This window comes from Alkalihalobacillus bogoriensis ATCC BAA-922, from assembly GCF_000621445.1.
In the GTDB taxonomy this organism is placed as follows: Bacteria; Bacillota; Bacilli; order Bacillales; family Bacillaceae_F; genus Bacillus_AO; species Bacillus_AO bogoriense.
In genome coordinates, this window is the sequence record NZ_JHYI01000018.1 from 82,886 (window position 1) to 100,515 (window position 17,630).

A 17,630-nucleotide genomic window follows, 5' to 3' on the forward strand; every position below is an offset into this window, starting at 1 on the left:
ATAAAAAACGCGATAAGGATTCTTCCTTATCGCGTTTTTTTCAATATATTATTATCGAAGTGTATTCACAGCCGCTCTTTCAATCTCAAGACCTTGCTTATATCGCTCCATAAATTGTTCAAATCCTTCAACATCAATCGGGTCAGGTGACACCGTTTTGACTGTTTGGCCAGCAAACACATGGTCATTTAAAAAGCTCTCTAATGTTTCATTATCGTTTTTGTTTATCATATACGATCCTAACAATGCAATTCCCCATGCTCCACCTTCTCCCGCCGTTTCCATAACAGAAACAGGCACATTAAAAGCTGCTGCTAAAAAGCGTTGGCCGACACCTTCTGTTTTAAACAATCCACCGTGACCTAACACTTCGTCAAGTTCGACTTTTTCTTCTTTAAACAAAATATCCATTCCAATTTTCATCGCACCGAAAGCTGTAAATAAATGTGTTCGCATAAAGTTCGCTAAATTAAAAGTAGAACCAGTAGACCTAACAAACAACGGACGACCTTCTTCAAAATGGGTCATATGTTCTCCTGAAAGATAACCATAGGATAATAAGCCACCAGCGTCAGGGTCCCCGCTAAGAGCCGAATTAAAAAGAGTTTCATATAATTTTGTTTTATCAACTTCGATCCCAAGTGCTTTCGTAAATTCATCAAACAACCCAACCCATGCATTTAAATCAGAAGAGCAGTTATTTGAATGCGCCATTGCGACTAAGTTTCCAGTCGGTGTTGTTACAAGATCAATTTCTGGGTGTACTTTTGATAAATCTTTTTCTAACACGACCATTGCAAATGCTGAAGTTCCAGCCGATACATTCCCCGTGCGTTTGGCGATACTATTTGTTGCCACCATTCCTGTTCCTGCATCACCTTCTGGCGGGCAAAGTGGAATGCCGCTTTGTAGTTCACCGCTGACATCTAATAGTTTTGCTCCCTCTTCTGTAAGAGTACCAGCGTTTTCTCCTGCTACCAACACACTTGGCAAAACATCTTCAAGTTTCCACGGTAAGTTTTTCGAGGCAATTAATTCATTAAATTGCGTAAGCATCGTTTCATTATACTGTTTCGTACTTAGATCAATCGGGAATACACCAGACGCTTCCCCAACACCTAATACTTTTTCACCCGTTAATTTCCAATGCACATATCCAGCCAGTGTTGTTTGGAACGCAATTTGATTCACATGTTCTTCTCCATTTAAAATCGCTTGATAAAGATGAGCAATACTCCATCTTTGCGGGATATTATAGTTTAATAGTTCTGTTAACTGATTGGAAGCTTGCTCAGTCATGTTGTTCCGCCACGTTCGGAATGGAACGAGCAGTTCTCCTTCTTTATCAAAAACCATATAACCATGCATCATTGCACTAAATCCAATAGCTCCAATGGTTTTTATGCTCACACCATATTGTTCTTTCACGTTTTCAATTAATTGTTGATAGCTATCTTGTAAACCCTTCCAAACACTTTCTACAGAATACGTCCAAATATTATTAACCAATTGGTTTTCCCACTCATGACTACCAGAAGCGATCGGTACATTATCTTCTCCGATAAGAACCGCTTTAATTCTAGTTGATCCAAGCTCAATCCCTAGAACTGTTTTCCCACTTTCAATCATTTGTTTTACATCAATACTCATTTCATTTCCCCCAGTACACATAGTTTAGTAAAAATCCAACATTCTATGAAAACAAGAAGCAATATCTATCACATATCGTTGATACCATTATTATAAGAAATAACTTCCTAATTTACAACAAAAAATGTACGTACAACTTTATGTTATTTTTATATTAACTCACATTAAATACGTACAATTAAATGGTTTTAATATTAAAATCCAATACTTGTTTCACGTTTCTCAAATTCGGGTATACAAAAAGAGAATTTTTATCATTCCAGCATCTCCCTTATCATAAACATAGTCATGTACTTGTTTATGACGAGTTTCTTCATATTCAATAAGATTGAGTCAAATGAGAACTACTTCATTCTATCTTTTACCAAAACTTCTCCATAAAATGCCATAATCCCACAGAGAAAGAGAGAATCGAATCGCTATAAAGCTTGATATCATCATATTCTTAAAAAAAATTTATATTTTTAAGTTATTATTCTTTCTTTTTAATCGATAGTTTATTATAATGATTACATAACAATAATTATTCTCATCTAGACTATAGAGAAGAATAATTATAAAAACATTTTTTTCAAAAGAGAGGGGAAAAATATGGATACAAATAACACAGGTGGAAAATGCCCATTTGGTCATGGAAGTGCTACAACACCAAAATCTAGTGGTACAACAAACAGAGATTGGTGGCCAAATATGTTGAACTTAAACATTCTTCATCAGCATGACAGAAAGTCTAACCCAATGGGAGAAGACTTTAACTATGCAGAAGAATTTAGCAAATTAGATTACGATGCATTAAAGCAAGACCTTAGAGACTTAATGACAGATAGCCAAGATTGGTGGCCTGCTGACTACGGTCATTACGGACCATTCTTCATTCGTATGTCATGGCACGCTGCAGGTACATACCGTCAAGGCGATGGTCGTGGAGGAGCTAGCACAGGTAACCAACGTTTTGCTCCACTTAATAGCTGGGAAGATAACGGAAACCTTGATAAAGCTCGCCGTCTACTTTGGCCAATTAAGCAAAAGTACGGTAACAAAATTTCTTGGGCAGACTTACTTGTATTAACTGGTAATGTTGCGTTAGAAACAATGGGATTCAAAACATTTGGTTTTGGAGCTGGACGCGAAGACATCTGGCATCCAGAAGAAGATATCTATTGGGGTTCTGAAACAGAAATGCTAGGGAACAACCGTTACTCTGGTGACCGCGAACTTGAAAATCCTCTTGCTGCGGTACAAATGGGTCTTATCTACGTTAACCCACAAGGTCCAGACGGCAAACCAGATCCAATTGCAAGTGCTCGCGACATTCGCGAAACATTTGGACGTATGGGAATGAACGATGAAGAAACAGTTGCCTTAATTGCTGGTGGCCACACATTTGGTAAAGCACATGGTGCAGGTGATGCTTCTCATGTTGGTCCAGACCCAGAAGCAGCTCCAATTGAAGCACAAGGCTTTGGTTGGTTAAGTTCTCACGGAAGTGGAAAAGGTGGCGACACGATCACAAGTGGTCTTGAAGGTGCTTGGACTGCAAACCCAATCCAATGGGATAATGGCTATTTCGATTTATTATTTGGATATGAGTGGTGGTTAACAAAGAGTCCTGCAGGCGCATATCAATGGCTAGCTGTTGACCCAGACGAAAAAGATTTAGCTCCGGATGCTGCAGACGCATCTAAGAAAGTTCCAACAGTAATGTTTACAACAGACTTAGCATTACGTCATGACCCAGCATATGAGAAAATCGCTCGTCGTTTCCATGAAAACCCTGAAGAATTTGCTGATGCATTTGCTCGTGCATGGTTTAAACTTATTCACCGTGATATGGGACCAAAAGCAAGATACCTTGGCCCAGAAGTTCCACAAGAAGATTTAATCTGGCAAGATCCTGTACCAACAGTTGAGTATGATTTAACAGATGCAGAAGTAGCGGAACTTAAAGAAAAAATCTTAAACTCAGGTCTTTCAACTAGTGAGTTAGTAACGACAGCATGGGCTTCAGCTAGCACGTTCCGTGGTTCAGATAACCGTGGTGGTGCAAATGGTGCTCGCATTCGTCTTGAACCACAAAGAAACTGGGAAGTAAACCAACCAGAACAACTTGAAAAAGTTCTTTCTGTATATGAAAACATTCAAAGCCAATTAGATAAAAAAGTAAGCATTGCTGATTTAATCGTACTTGGTGGTACTGCAGCAGTAGAAAAAGCAGCTCAAGAAGCAGGCTTTGATGTAACTGTTCCATTCGCTGCAGGTCGTGGTGATGCAACACAAGAACAAACAGATGTAGAAGGCTTTGAAGTGTTAGAGCCAGTAGCTGACGGATTCCGTAACTACCAAAAGAAAGAATATAGCGTAACTCCAGAAGAACTTCTTGTTGATAAAGCCCAACTTTTAGGCTTAACAGCTCCAGAAATGACAGTTCTTATCGGTGGACTTCGTGTATTAGGTGCGAACTACGGTGGCACACAACATGGTGTATTCACTGACCGTGTAGGTACGTTATCTAACGACTTCTTCGTAAACCTACTTGATATCGGTGTAGAGTGGAAGCCAGTTGACCATAACCTTTACGAAGGCCGCGACCGTAACACTGGTGAAGTTGTTCGTACAGCAACAAGAATTGACCTTGTATTCGGTTCTAACTCGATCCTACGTGCACTTGCAGAAGTTTACGCACAAGATGATAACAAAGGTAAATTTGTAAGTGACTTTATCTCAGCTTGGGTTAAAGTGATGAACGCAGACCGTTTTGACCTTAAACTTAAAAAAGCTGAATTAGCAGGAAACTAATAAATAGAAAACCGTCATCAAATGTGATGACGGTTTTTTTTTTGAATTTGTGTCCTCTCTAGTGATAGAGAGGGCAGCGTGTAACTGTAGCGCAATGCCAAGAACTGCGATAAGTAGAGAATCGCGCATCGGACATCTATTCCGTTATATGACAAGAATTAGGATTTTTCCGATTCTTAACGGACATGTGTTCCGCTACTTAACCAATCCATCCAGAAAATCCTTACTTTTTCCCTATTTAGCGGAACACATGTCCGATAGCTATTGAAAAACTTGATTTATCTTATAAATAGAGGAATAGATGTCCGTACGTAGTTTTTGTCGTTATAAGAAAAACGCGGAGCGTCATTTCGTTTCAAGCGAAGTGCGGAGCCCTGCCCGCTTTTGACAGTGAACCTCAAGTGCTCTTCTTGGGGTGAAACGTGCAGGTGCGGAGCCTTCGCTCTTCTTGAAATAGCTTTCAATGCTTCACTGCTACACCAAAATTTTATACTTTCTTAACTTTTAAACAAAACACTACAATTCACATTGTAGTGTCCCTTTCATGTTCTTTATTGATTATGCCAATTATCACGCGCTTTTTGCGTATCTCTTATATTCTTTTGCACCGTTATAGCAGCAAACAAACTAAGAACAAAAGCCATACCATAAAAGCCTTTTTCACTTAAAATAATACTCCCCGCATTATATAAGCCGATTGCCATTAAAGAGATAGCAATTACTAATGCTAACCAACTTATCCCATAATAAATATTCGTAACAGGAATCCCTTCATCTCTATCTCTCACCGCTTTTTGTAATGAAACCGCTGAATATAAACCGAAAACTAAAACTGCAAAATAATACCCTTTTTCATTCAATTCCATACCTGCATTAAACAAACCAATTAAATATGAAGAAACCCCTAACAATAACGCAGCCCAAGTTGCTCCTTTAAAAGCAGCCGTCGGTTCACCTTCTCTTCTTTCCAATTTAGGTCTTGGCTTTTCAACGTGCTCTACTTGTTCAACAACCACTTCATTTTCTTCTGACATTTTACTACCCCCAATCATCATTTGTTAACCTTCTCACAACACATAAAAATAATATAAGTGCATGTGCCTTTTATTACTACCTCCATATTATACTTGGTAATAAAGAAACAATAAAGATATTTTTGGATCATTTTTCCACTATAATATTTACATCGCTTGTAAATTTCAATTTTCATCCGTGTTCATACTAATTTTATCGATTATTGGGATGCTAATAATACTTTATGTTGAGGGGGTGTATGGGATGACAAAACGGAATAATCAAGGCGGAAGCGCCAACCAAAGCGTACCAGAGCGAGGCGGACAATTACATGGTGATGCTGGCGATAACAACAAAGGCAATGATTACAACTCAAGACGTGGAAGCAAATCAAAACGAACACATTAAATTCGAATAACAACATGAAAAAGCAACTGAAAAAGGGCATTGTAGTTCATTAGATTAAATTAAAAGAAATGAGCTATTATTTGTGTAAATAAATAATAGCTCATTTCTATCACATCGTTTCCAAAAACAGTAAGTATCGCATTTTCCTCTTAGTTATTAGGCGGTCCAAGCTATCGGACATTCTTTCCACTATTTGAGGAAAAAACGCACTTCTTTCAGTTCTTACGGACATACGTTCCGTTATTTACCCGAAACAAGACAAATAGAGCTTGTTTTTTCTACTTTAACGGAACACATGTCCAATAACATTTGTAAATCGCTAGTTTTTGTTTAAATAGCTGAACGTATGTCCGCTAAACTGCAAAATGTGAAAGCACACCTCACAATTCAATCACTACCTCTTTTTCAAATGACTAATGTCATCGTTTGTTGCATACTCTTGAGAAACCGAAGTGACAATCTTTTCTATTTTACTCCTCGTCTATAGCTAGTCTACTCTTTGAAACAAATCTTTTATTGGTACAAACTCACTGGCAGTTAGTTCTGTCTTATTGAACATCCCATTCCGATTATGCAATAGGTATGCTTTGCTATCTGAATCCGTTTTAACAACCTTATATAAGTTATCTTTTATTACAATAGCGCAATTATTTTCAATACCCACTCCTGGTATTGTTTCTTGATTCAACATTTTATCAAACTGTTCATGGCCTCTTTCATTATAATGAGGACAATGTATCGCTGGTATTAACCCAAGTCCGATTGGTTGCTGATTGTCCCACCATCCATCAGGGTTATGTTCGCTTTTACCCTCACTATGACCTTTTTGAAACCAACAAATTGAACCCGCACTTAATCCAGAAAGAACTATGTTTTGTTCATATGCTTGTTTAAGATAGAAATCAACATTATCATCTCGCCACACTTCAAGCATCTTTACCGTATCCCCTCCACCTACATAAATGATATGAGCGGATAATATCTTTTGTTTTATTTCACTTTCATGCATTTTTCCCTTCACGAGCACCAATGTATCCACTTCACATCCAAGTTGTTCGCCATAAACCTTTTTCATAGTTGCAATATATCCCTCTGAATCATTACTTGCGGTCGGGATAAATAATACTCGTGGATGCAAAACCCCTGAAAATTGCACGATAAATTGATCAATATGCCATGTTTCGTGTAAGCTTATTTCCCCACCACCGATAGCTACTATTTTACCCATACTTCCACCCTTCCTACATCCTCATGTTAGCATTATAATTGGAATCGAATTCCAAATAAACAGCTTTTTTAACATTAATAGCCGGCTAAAGTAAATCTTCCAATATGAAGTTAAACCAAGATAAAATGTGAACCGTAGCTCTTTTCCTATACGACGTTTGTTGCTCTTCAACATCAGGGTGACTTTCGTATGAACCGTCATTTTGAACCTTTAAGCTTTCTGTCTCAATCTGTTGTTTTATATTTTTGCTAACTTCCTCAGCAAATGCAACACTGTCAATCACAACCATCATTTCCGTATTTAAAAACGCACTTCTTGGGTCTACGTTAAAAGAACCAATCGCCGTTAGCCTGTTGTCAATAATAAACGTTTTGGCATGTAGGGATTCGGAAGGTCCTTGGTATTCATACAGTTCTATATTACTATTTGTTATTTTTTCACGATATTTTGTATAACCTGAGAAAGCTAACACATTAGGCGTCGCTGCTAACGAGTTTGTTACGATTTGTATTTCTGAAGCAGAACTCTGCTCCATGTCCAGAAAGTTCATCATGTTATCATTCGGTATCACGTAGGGACTTTGAACAATGACGGATTCCTCCGCACTTTCTATTAAATGGGTCAACTCTTGCCACACCCATGGTTCTTTTACTAGTCGTTCAAGTGGATTATGAAGGAATAGGATTTGATTTGTTGACACCACTTTATTATTCCAATTGATTTCTTGTTGAAATAACGAAGAATGGTCTTTTTGCATTTCAGTGTGAAAATCTCTAAGTTCCCGTGCTTTTTCTTTTCCAAGCCTAGATTGTCTATCCGTGATTTCATCAACGGCATCCTTTGAAAATTCATGGTCCCAAACGTCATTATAATAATTTTTCATTTGCTTGATGACACTTTGATCTTTATTTTCTTTATCCATATTAACGATGAGTACATCACGGTCATTCGATGCCCCTTCATATCCATCATGACTAAAATATATATCACCAATGTTCCGGCCGCCAATCATTCCATACTCATAATCGACTAAAATTAGTTTATCATGTAGGCGATTGTTCCATGTCCATGGACGAAGAGCATCAAAAGGTTCATAGAACTTTAACTCAATATTAGGATGAGTAGAAAAGGCGTAGATAATGTCCTTCGAATGGTTGCGTAAATTATGAAAGAGACCATCAAGAAGAACCCGCACTTCGACTCCCCTGTCCGCTGCGTCAATAATACTAGCAAAGAACAATTCACTAGCAAGACCTTGATGAATCGTATAATAAGAAATATCTATGGATTCCTGTGCATTTTCCATTAAATGAATTCGAGCAGCACCTGATTCAACACGACCTTCTAGAAGAACTACTCCGTCCTGTGAAACTCCATCTCCAAAGAAGCGTTCGGCCTGATAACTCTCATGAATGAAGCTCGGTTGTGGACGAAGAAATGTAAATAAAACAACACCAGCCATGAAAGCATAAATTAAATATACAGAGAAAAATATGATAAGTATGCTAAGAACTCTTTTCCCCTTTTTCATTGTACACCTCACTTTTACGGCAACGAGTTTTAGGCATCCATCTCGTCATTGACTCCTCTTACCATTTTTTTATGTTTTTCTGTTAACGATTGTGACTTTAAATAGAGAGGCTACTTTGCAAAGTCATGTAAAATTGCGTAACATCATTTTATTGAAGTAATATGAACTGACTATGAACTAATTATCCAACACTAAAAAAGATTGAATCAAAAGAAATTCTTTCTTCTTTTAATTCAATCTCAGTTTCGGGTTTAATTTAGTTTTTCTTCTACAACAGGTAGAATGCGATATTCCCAGTTCGTACGGCATTCATATAATTTATAAAACCATTCCTCAGACTGTGTATCCTTTTCCATGTAGCCACATTGCTGTGGACCGCTGTTGAAGACATCTTGATAACTTTCTTCTCCAGGAGTATAGTGGCTCAAATCAGGAGTAACATCTATCCATCTATGTCCTACAGTCGCATCATATCTCGATTGCAAGTCGTAAATAATTGCACCCTCAGCAACATATGTAACAATTCTAATCTGGCTTTCGTTGTCACTTCCTTTTTGTCCAGCAATATCAATAAATTTTTCAAGCAAGGGAACATTTGTAAGTGTATTATCTTTAAGTACAATGTCTGTTTCGTTAGGTTTATAATCAATGTAATCATTATTAGTATTATAGTTTGGTGTTTCTTTTACGAGTTGCGGTATAGGCAAATCAATTCCATATCCTAGTCCTATTCCAAAAACCCATACGGAGAAAGCAACGAGGATATATAACCCTTTCTTCATAGAGAGATACATATACATTATTATGTTAAACAAAATGCACAAGCCTACATATACTGCTATTAATGTAAGAAATACAATGAAAAATAGCGATAAAAAGCCAATTCCTCTTGCTAACTCATGGTCTTCTCCAAAAATAAAAAAGAGCGAAAAAAATACTAAAATCAATATAACTATATGATATTTAATCAACACATAACCTAATAATATATTCCCAGTCAACCAGATAAGTACCTTGGTTATTCTCAAAAGAACATCCTCCAACTTCTAGCAATCATTGAAAGTTAATAGACTAAATGTAATAGTGACGATAAAACTAACGATTATACCTATGTCACAATCGGAATCAAATAATCAAACTGCTCGGCTTCTATGCTTGCATACCTTTCGAATTTAATGTTTGCTGGTTGAAAGCCGTACTTGATGACGACTTGAATATAAGAAAAACAAAGGAAGGCATCATCTGCTTTGCAATTTTGCATGACGGCAAATAGTGTTGGAGGGAACCGTTCCACTCGTATATCATCACAATCGAGTGGAGGCAAACTACCTACCACTTCAAATCCTATTTCTCCCATTATTTTTTCTTTTGTAATTTGGTCTGTTTTCACAAAAACATATTCACTTACATTCCAACCAAGTGATTGTAGCTGTTCTTTACTAGAAAGGAAAAATCGCTGAAACGGATGCGGTACTCTTTCTGCCTCAACTTGTTTCCAAACAATTTGCTTTTCTTTCTCCCATTTTGATAATAACAGAGTTTGGGCTTTATTAACTTGGATTCCATCTACATATTTACGGGCAGCATTTAATGTTGCCATTCTTTGATCTAAGTCTGCCTTCCAGCTCTCTATCAATGATTTCTTCGCTTGTTCATCGACTTCACTATACTGCTTTATTTCACTTATGGCTATATCTGCTTGTCTCAATGAATCTATCATTTTTGCCCAATGAATTTGGTCAGGAGTATATGCTCTATATCCATTTTCTAACCTAGTCGACGGCTTTAGCAATCCTTTTTTATCGTAAAATCGCAGTTTACTTGGGGGTAGTCCTGTTCTTTTTGAAAACTCTTGTATTGTGAAATGCATATGTACTCCTGCCAATATTTTAATTTTGGATATATGACCAAACATTAATCCGGTTATGGTCAGGGTCATAAATATGAAAGCCACCCCAGCCATTAATCGGATCTCCAGCAATTTCTGAAGGTTTTATTCCGTTTTTAATCAGTTTATTATATTCTTTAAAGAAAACTTCTGGTCGAATATCATAATAGATTCTTGCTTTATTGTCATTTGGCTTTTCTACCACGTCTTTTGTTTGCAAGAGCCATATATTATCCCAAAAGCATTCATGTAACGCATTTCGATCATATGCATCTTCTGTTTGTAAATGTGCATACCCGTTTTCCTCATCAATCGTTCTGACTTCAAAACCTAAATGCTTTTCATACCACTCCGCTGAAAACTTTGGATCTCTCACATAAATGATTGAGTTCACCGTTCCAAAGCCGACAATCCCTGATGGTGGATATTCTACAGTATCTTCTCCCCTTGATTCTTCCACAATTGTTAATTTCGTATTTTCAAAGGCATAGATGTCACAAAACTTTTGTCCATTCGGTAGCTCATTTATCTCCGTAAACGTAATATTTTTATCAGCTAGAAAATGTAGTGTTGCTTCTAAATCATACGTCGCAAATCCAAGGCTTACATTACCGACATTACTTTGGGATTGTAGGTGATCGTATTCACCTTCAAACGATTTAATCGTGACAACTCCAGACCTCGGCATCTTCATAAATGCTTTGCGACCAACCCAAGACATTACCTTATCAATACATGTCCACCCCAGTATTTCTTCATACCATTGAACCGCTTCATGAAACCGTTCTGGTTCCACCATAATAAATCCTCCGTCCCATCGATACATATTAATCACCCTTTCTATTCAATTTTTTACACTTATTAGGATAAAGGTTAAACTTAGTTTAATGTCAATACTATTTTTGATTTTTCTAAAAATAAGGAATAACAATTATTTATGTACATAATGTTTTACCTTTTGTAAAAACACGTAAATAAAACAAAGCAATACAAACGCAAACCCTAATGATACCCAACCCATAGTCTCTATTATATAGTCATTTTTCTCAGTTGCTAAAAACCCTAACTCAGTTAATAGCATATAATATGTAAAGTTACCTCCAAAATGGATGCCAATGCTTAACCATAATGATTTCGTCACAATAAAGGGCAATGTAAAAACAACTGTCATTATAAAATATCGAATCCAATAAGGAAGAGGCAATCCCCATTGTGGAAGATGGTACAACGTAAATAAGACACATATAATTAAGACAATCCATCTCCATGATAGGTATTCCTTAAGAATTTTTACTACATAACCTCGGAAAATGAGTTCTTCTACAAACGCTGTAAAACCTGCAGTGAATAGAGCAAATAAAAGAATAGGAATGATATTTTGTACAGAAACGAATTTAAGTGAAGCAATATCTAAAACAGACAAAATGACAAACACTACAAGATTTTAAAAAACAACCAATGAAAACTCCACTAATCAAAAAAGAGCCCCACTTACGATGACGATATAGCCCTAATTCATGGAAGCCATTAATAGAAATGAGCTTTACTAGTTTCAATGTCAAATAAAAAAATAACAGTGCTGTAAGAAGAAAGCCTATAGCTGAATTCACTATGAACGGAATGTAACTTAATATAAAGACATATAAACACGACGAGCTTTTTCATAATACTATTCACCACATTTCCACCTGCCAACAAACACATAGTTTCACGCCAAGCTTCCCCCATACATCGAAAACAAATAAAAACCATCTTCATCTGTTAACGTCCAGCCATCAAAATGTGAACTGGCATGAAACACATCTAAAAAAAGATCGTCACACTGGATAATAAGAAATGGGCATTGTTCAAATATATGAACGTCTTCAATTGTTTTCCCTTTCAATAATTCCTTTACCGCTTTCCACTCTATTTGGTTCGATTTGATATCTGTTTCTCCTAACAGAACTGAATCCACGTTGCGAATTCTCCAAGGACACTCGATAATAATAGCACCTTTTTCCAATTGAATGATGAAATGAACATCGGAATCAATGCCCGTTATTTTTTGTCCAATGATTTCCTTACATTCAACATTACTAAATTTCCCATGCCATAGCTTACGGGCCTGGGGAATGATCATCTTCTTAATCTTTTCCTCGGTGTAACCATTTTGATTGTCTCCATACTGAAAATCATCGATGGCATCGCTAATTCCTTGCCAATTCAGCTGTTCTTCCATCAAGTCATGTTCGATTGTACAATCGTACAATTCTTTTACAATTGAAATTGCAGTTTTATTTGGCAGCAATAATTGTTTATGTAGGCTTTTCACATGATAGAGAAAGCATTCTTTCTCTGAAGGGGGCGCTTGTTGCAACGCCTCCATAATATCAGCAAACATTTTTTCAATTTCAAAAATATTAAGTGAGCCTTCTACACTCATACTCGCTAACTTCTTTATCTCGAGGATATCCATATGTAAATGCTCCGTCGCCCACTCGATATAATCGGAAGCTTGAACTGTATGAGTATACTTTTTGTAAAACAAGTCTAAAAGTTCTATATCAAACACCTCTAAGTTCAATTTAATTTCATAAATGTATAAATACTATATAACTTGTTGAATTCCCCTTTTATTTAATAAAAAAAGACTGGATTTTTAATCACCCAGCCAGAATTCTTAGAGATATTAATTCAATATGAAGACTTCTGAAATTAGAATCCTTCTACGTTTGTTATAACTGTTCATCCAAAAATATATCTTCAAGTGATGGCTCTTCCACTTCTACACGAAGGACATCTATCTTATATTGATTAAATGCTCGTATCATTTCTGAAATCTTTTTTTCTTCATTAACTGTAATCGTTACATAGTAGTCTTCCATTACTACATCTGTTCCAACTGATTCTAGCCATTGATGTAGTGTCATCTTGTTCCTTTTTTCTATTCGGGAATGCTTGAGCTTTACGGTGATTTGTGAGCTATAATATCCCCTGAGTTCATCCATTGTACCAATTTTAACAATTTGTCCTTCTTTCATAATCGCTACTCTTGTACACAGTTTTTCTACTTCATCAAGGTTATGAGATGTCATGAAAATCGTCTTCCCTCTTTTTTGCAAATCGTTAATTAGTTGATGGATATGTATTACAGATTCAGCATCTAATCCAGAAGTTGGTTCATCAAAAAAGATTAAGTCCGGCTCATGTACGATCGCTTGTGCAATACCTAATTTCTTTTTCATACCAAAAGAAAATTTAGCAACCTTTTTATTGGCATGTAATTCCAAGCCCACCTTCTTTAAAACTTCCATACACTGTTCTTTTTCAACTTTCTTTCCAGAAAGAGAAGAAAGATATTTTAAATGTCCTACTGCCGTTAAAGAGGCATATAATGAAGAATAATCAGGCATTACACCGATTTTTTTCTTCACTTGATGATTTGGACCTTTGACACCTAGTAAAGAATATGTTCCAAAGCTTGGTTGTATAATGCCAGTTAACATATTTATAAACGTTGATTTCCCTGCACCGTTACGACCTAGAAAACAAAAAATTTCTCCTCGTTCAACAGTAAGATCAATCCCTTTTACAACTGAAACCCCACCATACATTTTTTTTAATTGTTTTGTTTCGATAGCATTCATCAGCATTCCCTCCTTTTAAATACCTGGTTAGCAATCAAGAGCATGCTTCCGGCAAGTAACAAAATAATTACAAAGGTAAAATCATCTCTCACTAAATAATAATATGGTGTGAGATACTTCATCGAACCAATCCATGTATTCGAAGTCAAAGAAAACCAAAATCCAAAAATAGGTGCAACCACTCCAATGATAATTCCTAAAAACATCGTAATTCCAGGCTTTGTAATTAGGGAAGAAAGTAAAATTGCTAGGGCAATTTGGAATGATAATAAACTCATTATTTGCGAAAATATAAAAACATTAAAAGTCTTTGAAAAAATACTAGTTAGTAAAAATGCTACGGTTAGGCAAATCAGCCAAAACAGCCAAGTGCCGAGAAACTTCCCTAAAACAATAGAGGTTCTTGACGTTCTTGTTACTAGAAATCGCATAGTACGATCGTAAATTTCTCGGTTAATGCTATCATGCGAGAGCCCCATGATAAATAATTGACCAAAAAATAAGATTATAAACAATATACCAAATGTATGAACGTTTTCCGCTTCATTTACTGTAAGTTCTGTCGCAACCGTTAACAAATCCGCGTATTTTGCTGAATAAAAGGCAGTAACTAACAACAACACAATAATAATGATTGATTTAATTCCTTTAAATAAACTAATAAACTCTCTTTTTCCAATAACGTACATTCCTCATTTTTCCTTTCATGACCAATTTTCCTTATTAACCATAATACTTTCTCATTTTAACTATTTATCTTTGGTTCACATGACCCTGCTTATCGAAAATCAACAAATGAACCGAACATAACCAGTTATGTGTGAGCATTTAATACAATCAACACAATATTGGAACTCGCACTCAAACTCTCTCACCCTTTCAACTAAATATTTAATCTACTATGATTATAAGCACTCTTTCTTATCGCTTTTGAAATTCCCCCTTAATATTTCCTTAATTTCCACACTTTTGATAAGTAAATGGTATGATTACTTATATATTTCATGAAATAGGAGCGTCCCAATGAACGATTCACGATTATTAATTGTCGATGATGAACAAGCAATCTTACATATGTTAACAACAATTTTGAACAAAGAAGGATTCAAACAGATAGATACGACTTCTACTGCCGAAGAAGCTCTCAGCTTATGCCAAATAAAGCGTTACGATTTAATCTTTTTGGATGTTATGCTTCCAGGTCGAAGTGGATTTGAAATTTGTCCCTTAATTCGCGAAACAACGAATGCACCTATTTTCTTTCTAACTGCATGTTCAACCGATTTAGATAAGCTTTCTGGCTTTGCCCTTGGAGCGGATGACTATATTACAAAGCCTTTCAATCCACTTGAAGTCGTTGCAAGAGTAAAAGCACACCTGCGGCGACATTCAGGTAAGTTATCTCCTCCTTCTCAAACGATTTATCAGTATGGACAACTTATAGTCAACACACTATCTGCAGAAGTTACGGTTATGGATAGAAAGGTAGAATTGCCTGCTCAAGTTTATCAACTCCTACTTTTCTTTTGTAAACATCCAAATCAGCTATTCAGCAAAAGTCAACTATATGAAAAAGTTTGGGGTGAAGAATATTTAGGCGAAGACAATACAGTTATGGTACATATAAGAAAACTGCGTGAGAAAATCGAGGATAACCCTAGTAAGCCCGTTCAAATTATTACGGTTAGAGGGCTGGGTTATAAATTGGTTTCTGATGGTGGCAAATATGAACATACATAAACGTTTTATCATACAGTTTTTCGTTCAACTTATTCTTATTTTCACCTTTTTTTCATTTATTCTAGTGTTTGTTTGGGCATTTATTGGATATTCTATTGCGAAAAGTGAGTACACACAAGACTTTTCAAAAGCAGATAATTATTTTTTTTCAGACAAAATATCGATTCAAGATGACAATGTGACATTTGATCATAAGTTAAAAGAAATGACAAAGAATCAAAACGGTTGGCTTCTTGTTGTAAAAGGAAATGGAGAGGTTATTGGATCTTACAACACTCCGTACCAATACCCTACACATTTTAAGGAAAGCGAGCTTGCTGCTATTATTTTTCAAAACAACTCTACTCCTATAGAATACACGCATTGGAAATTAGATGAAACGCACCAGCAACCACTTTTGCTTTTATTCGGTCGAAAACATACTGAGACAATTTTGCTAAACGAGGTGAAGTCTGATATTGATTGGAATAATCGTCAGCTTAACCTTTCCACCCAATTAACTCAGTTCATGGATGAGGAAAAAGCCTGGGTTCAATTGCTTAATCCAGTAGGAAAAGTAGAGGATGAATACGGGACAGATAACCAACTAAGTATCTACTCTATTGAGGACTTGGTTAACTTATCGGGATCTCCACAAGTTTCAGTTGCTTCTTACTTTAATGTAGAAACAGAGCAAACAATTATTGTCGGCATTTCTAATTCGAATTTGGACTCAACTACAGGCGTACTGAAAACAATCGGAAATACATTATTAATCGTTCCCATCATGTTATTTCTTCTGTTGATAGTGGGAACATTCTGGTATGCTCATAAATTTGGAATTCCATTAATTACGATGATAAAGTGGATTCAAAACCTTGGTAGCGGTATATATAACCATCCGTATGAATCTAGTATCTATAATAAAAATGGGAAACTAAAAAGAAAATATCAAATGTATAAGGAACTGATTGCAACACTTGTCCAATTAACAGAAACTTTACAACAAAATGAAATTGACCGCAGGAAAATGACAAAAACAAGAGAAGAATGGATCAGTGGAATCTCTCATGACTTAAAGACTCCTTTGTCTTCCATAGCAGGTTATGCGAAAATGCTTGAATCCAAAGAGTATACTTGGTCAGAAAAAGAGACAAGAGAGTTTTCTGGAATTATATCAAAAAAATCAGCCTATATGATGGATTTACTAGAGGATTTAACATTATCATACCGGTTAAAAAATAAAGCTTTTCCAATTGCGAAAGAAATTGTAGACATCAACGAATTCCTTCGCCGTTCCATTATTCATTTTATCAATGACCCATCTAACAACCATATTAAATTCGCCTTTTCCCCCTATAACGGGAAGGCTTTAGCAACCATTGACCCAAAGTGGTTTCAAAGGATTATTGATAACCTATTAGCGAATGCCATCAATTATAATCCTTCTGGTACTACTATTAAAGTATCTATCGACATAATTGAAGAACATCTTATGAAAATAACAATTGAAGATGACGGTATAGGTATGGACATAGAAACTTTAAATAAACTATTTCAACGCTATTATCGTGGCACCAATACGAACGATACTATTACGGGAACAGGGTTAGGGATGACCATAACAAAACAGTTAGTTCAGCTTCATGATGGCTCAATTAAAGTAAGTAGTAAGCCTCAAGAAGGAACAACAATACGAATCATTTTTCCAGTTTAATTCGTGGAAAAAACAAAAAAAGGCCCCTTAAATAAACTTGGAAGATCATT

15 protein-coding genes are annotated in these 17,630 nt (G+C 36.1%); 4 read left to right on the forward strand and 11 right to left on the reverse strand.

Annotation, left to right across the window (positions count from 1 at the left end; translation table 11 throughout):
• Positions 1-51 precede the first annotated feature (51 nt).
• Positions 52-1,650 carry a xylulokinase gene (locus tag T323_RS0108845; protein WP_026672955.1) on the reverse strand — a complete coding sequence of 533 codons (1,599 nt, stop codon included), beginning with the start codon at positions 1,648-1,650 and terminating at the stop codon, positions 52-54.
• Positions 1,651-2,241: 591 nt separating this feature from the next.
• Here T323_RS0108845 and katG point away from each other — a divergent pair.
• Positions 2,242-4,446 carry a catalase/peroxidase HPI gene (gene katG, locus T323_RS0108850; RefSeq protein ID WP_026672956.1) on the forward strand — a complete coding sequence of 735 codons (2,205 nt, stop codon included), beginning with the start codon at positions 2,242-2,244 and terminating at the stop codon, positions 4,444-4,446.
• Between the two features lie 551 nt (positions 4,447-4,997).
• Here katG and yiaA read toward each other — a convergent pair.
• The gene (gene yiaA / locus T323_RS0108855) at positions 4,998-5,480 is read right to left on the reverse strand and encodes an inner membrane protein YiaA (protein ID WP_026672957.1); all 483 of its coding nucleotides are present in this window, start codon (positions 5,478-5,480) and stop codon (positions 4,998-5,000) included.
• A 244-nt stretch (positions 5,481-5,724) separates the two neighbouring features.
• Between yiaA and T323_RS28790 the strand changes: the two genes are divergently transcribed.
• On the forward strand, positions 5,725-5,868 hold the full coding sequence (locus tag T323_RS28790; RefSeq protein WP_156942420.1) for an imidazoleglycerol-phosphate dehydratase: 144 nt from the start codon (positions 5,725-5,727) through the stop codon (positions 5,866-5,868).
• Between the two features lie 487 nt (positions 5,869-6,355).
• On the opposite strand, the gene T323_RS0108865 is transcribed toward T323_RS28790, so the two are convergent.
• The 9 genes from T323_RS0108865 to T323_RS0108905 all read right to left on the reverse strand — a co-directional run bounded on the left by T323_RS0108865 (position 6,356) and on the right by T323_RS0108905 (position 14,833).
• Positions 6,356-7,096 carry a Type 1 glutamine amidotransferase-like domain-containing protein gene (locus T323_RS0108865; RefSeq protein WP_026672958.1) on the reverse strand — a complete coding sequence of 247 codons (741 nt, stop codon included), beginning with the start codon at positions 7,094-7,096 and terminating at the stop codon, positions 6,356-6,358.
• An 85-nt stretch (positions 7,097-7,181) separates the two neighbouring features.
• Positions 7,182-8,627: a phospholipase D family protein gene (locus tag T323_RS0108870; protein WP_035178236.1), complete on the reverse strand. Its 1,446-nt coding sequence runs from the start codon at positions 8,625-8,627 to the stop codon at positions 7,182-7,184.
• Between the two features lie 251 nt (positions 8,628-8,878).
• Entirely contained in the window at positions 8,879-9,655 is a 777-nt protein-coding gene (locus tag T323_RS0108875) for a hypothetical protein (RefSeq protein WP_026672960.1), read from the reverse strand.
• An 80-nt stretch (positions 9,656-9,735) separates the two neighbouring features.
• Entirely contained in the window at positions 9,736-10,497 is a 762-nt protein-coding gene (locus T323_RS0108880; RefSeq protein WP_026672961.1) for a helix-turn-helix domain-containing protein, read from the reverse strand.
• Between the two features lie 19 nt (positions 10,498-10,516).
• Positions 10,517-11,341, reverse strand: a complete 825-nt coding sequence (locus T323_RS0108885) for a VOC family protein (protein ID WP_026672962.1) — start codon at positions 11,339-11,341, stop codon at positions 10,517-10,519.
• A 105-nt stretch (positions 11,342-11,446) separates the two neighbouring features.
• A complete protein-coding gene (locus T323_RS0108890; RefSeq protein WP_169737886.1) occupies positions 11,447-11,938 on the reverse strand; it encodes a CPBP family intramembrane glutamic endopeptidase in 492 nt (163 codons plus the stop codon).
• A gap of 285 nt (positions 11,939-12,223) precedes the next feature.
• The gene (locus T323_RS0108895; RefSeq protein WP_245613704.1) at positions 12,224-12,973 is read right to left on the reverse strand and encodes a hypothetical protein; all 750 of its coding nucleotides are present in this window, start codon (positions 12,971-12,973) and stop codon (positions 12,224-12,226) included.
• Between the two features lie 259 nt (positions 12,974-13,232).
• Positions 13,233-14,144, reverse strand: coding sequence for an ABC transporter ATP-binding protein (locus T323_RS0108900; protein ID WP_026672965.1), 912 nt, complete (start codon positions 14,142-14,144; stop codon positions 13,233-13,235).
• The gene (locus T323_RS0108905) at positions 14,144-14,833 is read right to left on the reverse strand and encodes an ABC transporter permease (protein ID WP_026672966.1); all 690 of its coding nucleotides are present in this window, start codon (positions 14,831-14,833) and stop codon (positions 14,144-14,146) included. The genes T323_RS0108900 and T323_RS0108905 overlap by 1 nt, the downstream gene beginning before the upstream one ends.
• Positions 14,834-15,167: 334 nt before the next feature.
• Between T323_RS0108905 and T323_RS0108910 the strand changes: the two genes are divergently transcribed.
• Together T323_RS0108910 and T323_RS0108915 are read left to right on the forward strand one after the other, a co-directional pair.
• Positions 15,168-15,884 carry a response regulator transcription factor gene (locus T323_RS0108910; protein WP_026672967.1) on the forward strand — a complete coding sequence of 239 codons (717 nt, stop codon included), beginning with the start codon at positions 15,168-15,170 and terminating at the stop codon, positions 15,882-15,884.
• Entirely contained in the window at positions 15,871-17,580 is a 1,710-nt protein-coding gene (locus T323_RS0108915) for a sensor histidine kinase (protein WP_026672968.1), read from the forward strand. Before T323_RS0108910 ends, T323_RS0108915 begins: the two co-directional genes overlap by 14 nt.
• The last annotated feature ends 50 nt before the right edge of the window (positions 17,581-17,630 follow it).

Coding starts and splice junctions, on each gene's coding strand:
- T323_RS0108880 (WP_026672961.1), bottom strand. CDS start 10,497: ATGCATTTCACAATACAAGAGTTTTCAAAAAGAACAGGACTACCCCCA.
- T323_RS0108895 (WP_245613704.1), bottom strand. CDS start 12,973: ATGGATATCCTCGAGATAAAGAAGTTAGCGAGTATGAGTGTAGAAGGC.
- katG (WP_026672956.1), top strand. CDS start 2,242: ATGGATACAAATAACACAGGTGGAAAATGCCCATTTGGTCATGGAAGT.
- T323_RS0108900 (WP_026672965.1), bottom strand. CDS start 14,144: ATGAATGCTATCGAAACAAAACAATTAAAAAAAATGTATGGTGGGGTT.
- T323_RS0108870 (WP_035178236.1), bottom strand. CDS start 8,627: ATGAAAAAGGGGAAAAGAGTTCTTAGCATACTTATCATATTTTTCTCT.
- yiaA (WP_026672957.1), bottom strand. CDS start 5,480: ATGTCAGAAGAAAATGAAGTGGTTGTTGAACAAGTAGAGCACGTTGAA.
- T323_RS0108910 (WP_026672967.1), top strand. CDS start 15,168: ATGAACGATTCACGATTATTAATTGTCGATGATGAACAAGCAATCTTA.
- T323_RS0108845 (WP_026672955.1), bottom strand. CDS start 1,650: ATGAGTATTGATGTAAAACAAATGATTGAAAGTGGGAAAACAGTTCTA.
- T323_RS0108865 (WP_026672958.1), bottom strand. CDS start 7,096: ATGGGTAAAATAGTAGCTATCGGTGGTGGGGAAATAAGCTTACACGAA.
- T323_RS0108885 (WP_026672962.1), bottom strand. CDS start 11,341: ATGTATCGATGGGACGGAGGATTTATTATGGTGGAACCAGAACGGTTT.
- T323_RS0108915 (WP_026672968.1), top strand. CDS start 15,871: ATGAACATACATAAACGTTTTATCATACAGTTTTTCGTTCAACTTATT.
- T323_RS28790 (WP_156942420.1), top strand. CDS start 5,725: ATGACAAAACGGAATAATCAAGGCGGAAGCGCCAACCAAAGCGTACCA.
- T323_RS0108905 (WP_026672966.1), bottom strand. CDS start 14,833: ATGTACGTTATTGGAAAAAGAGAGTTTATTAGTTTATTTAAAGGAATT.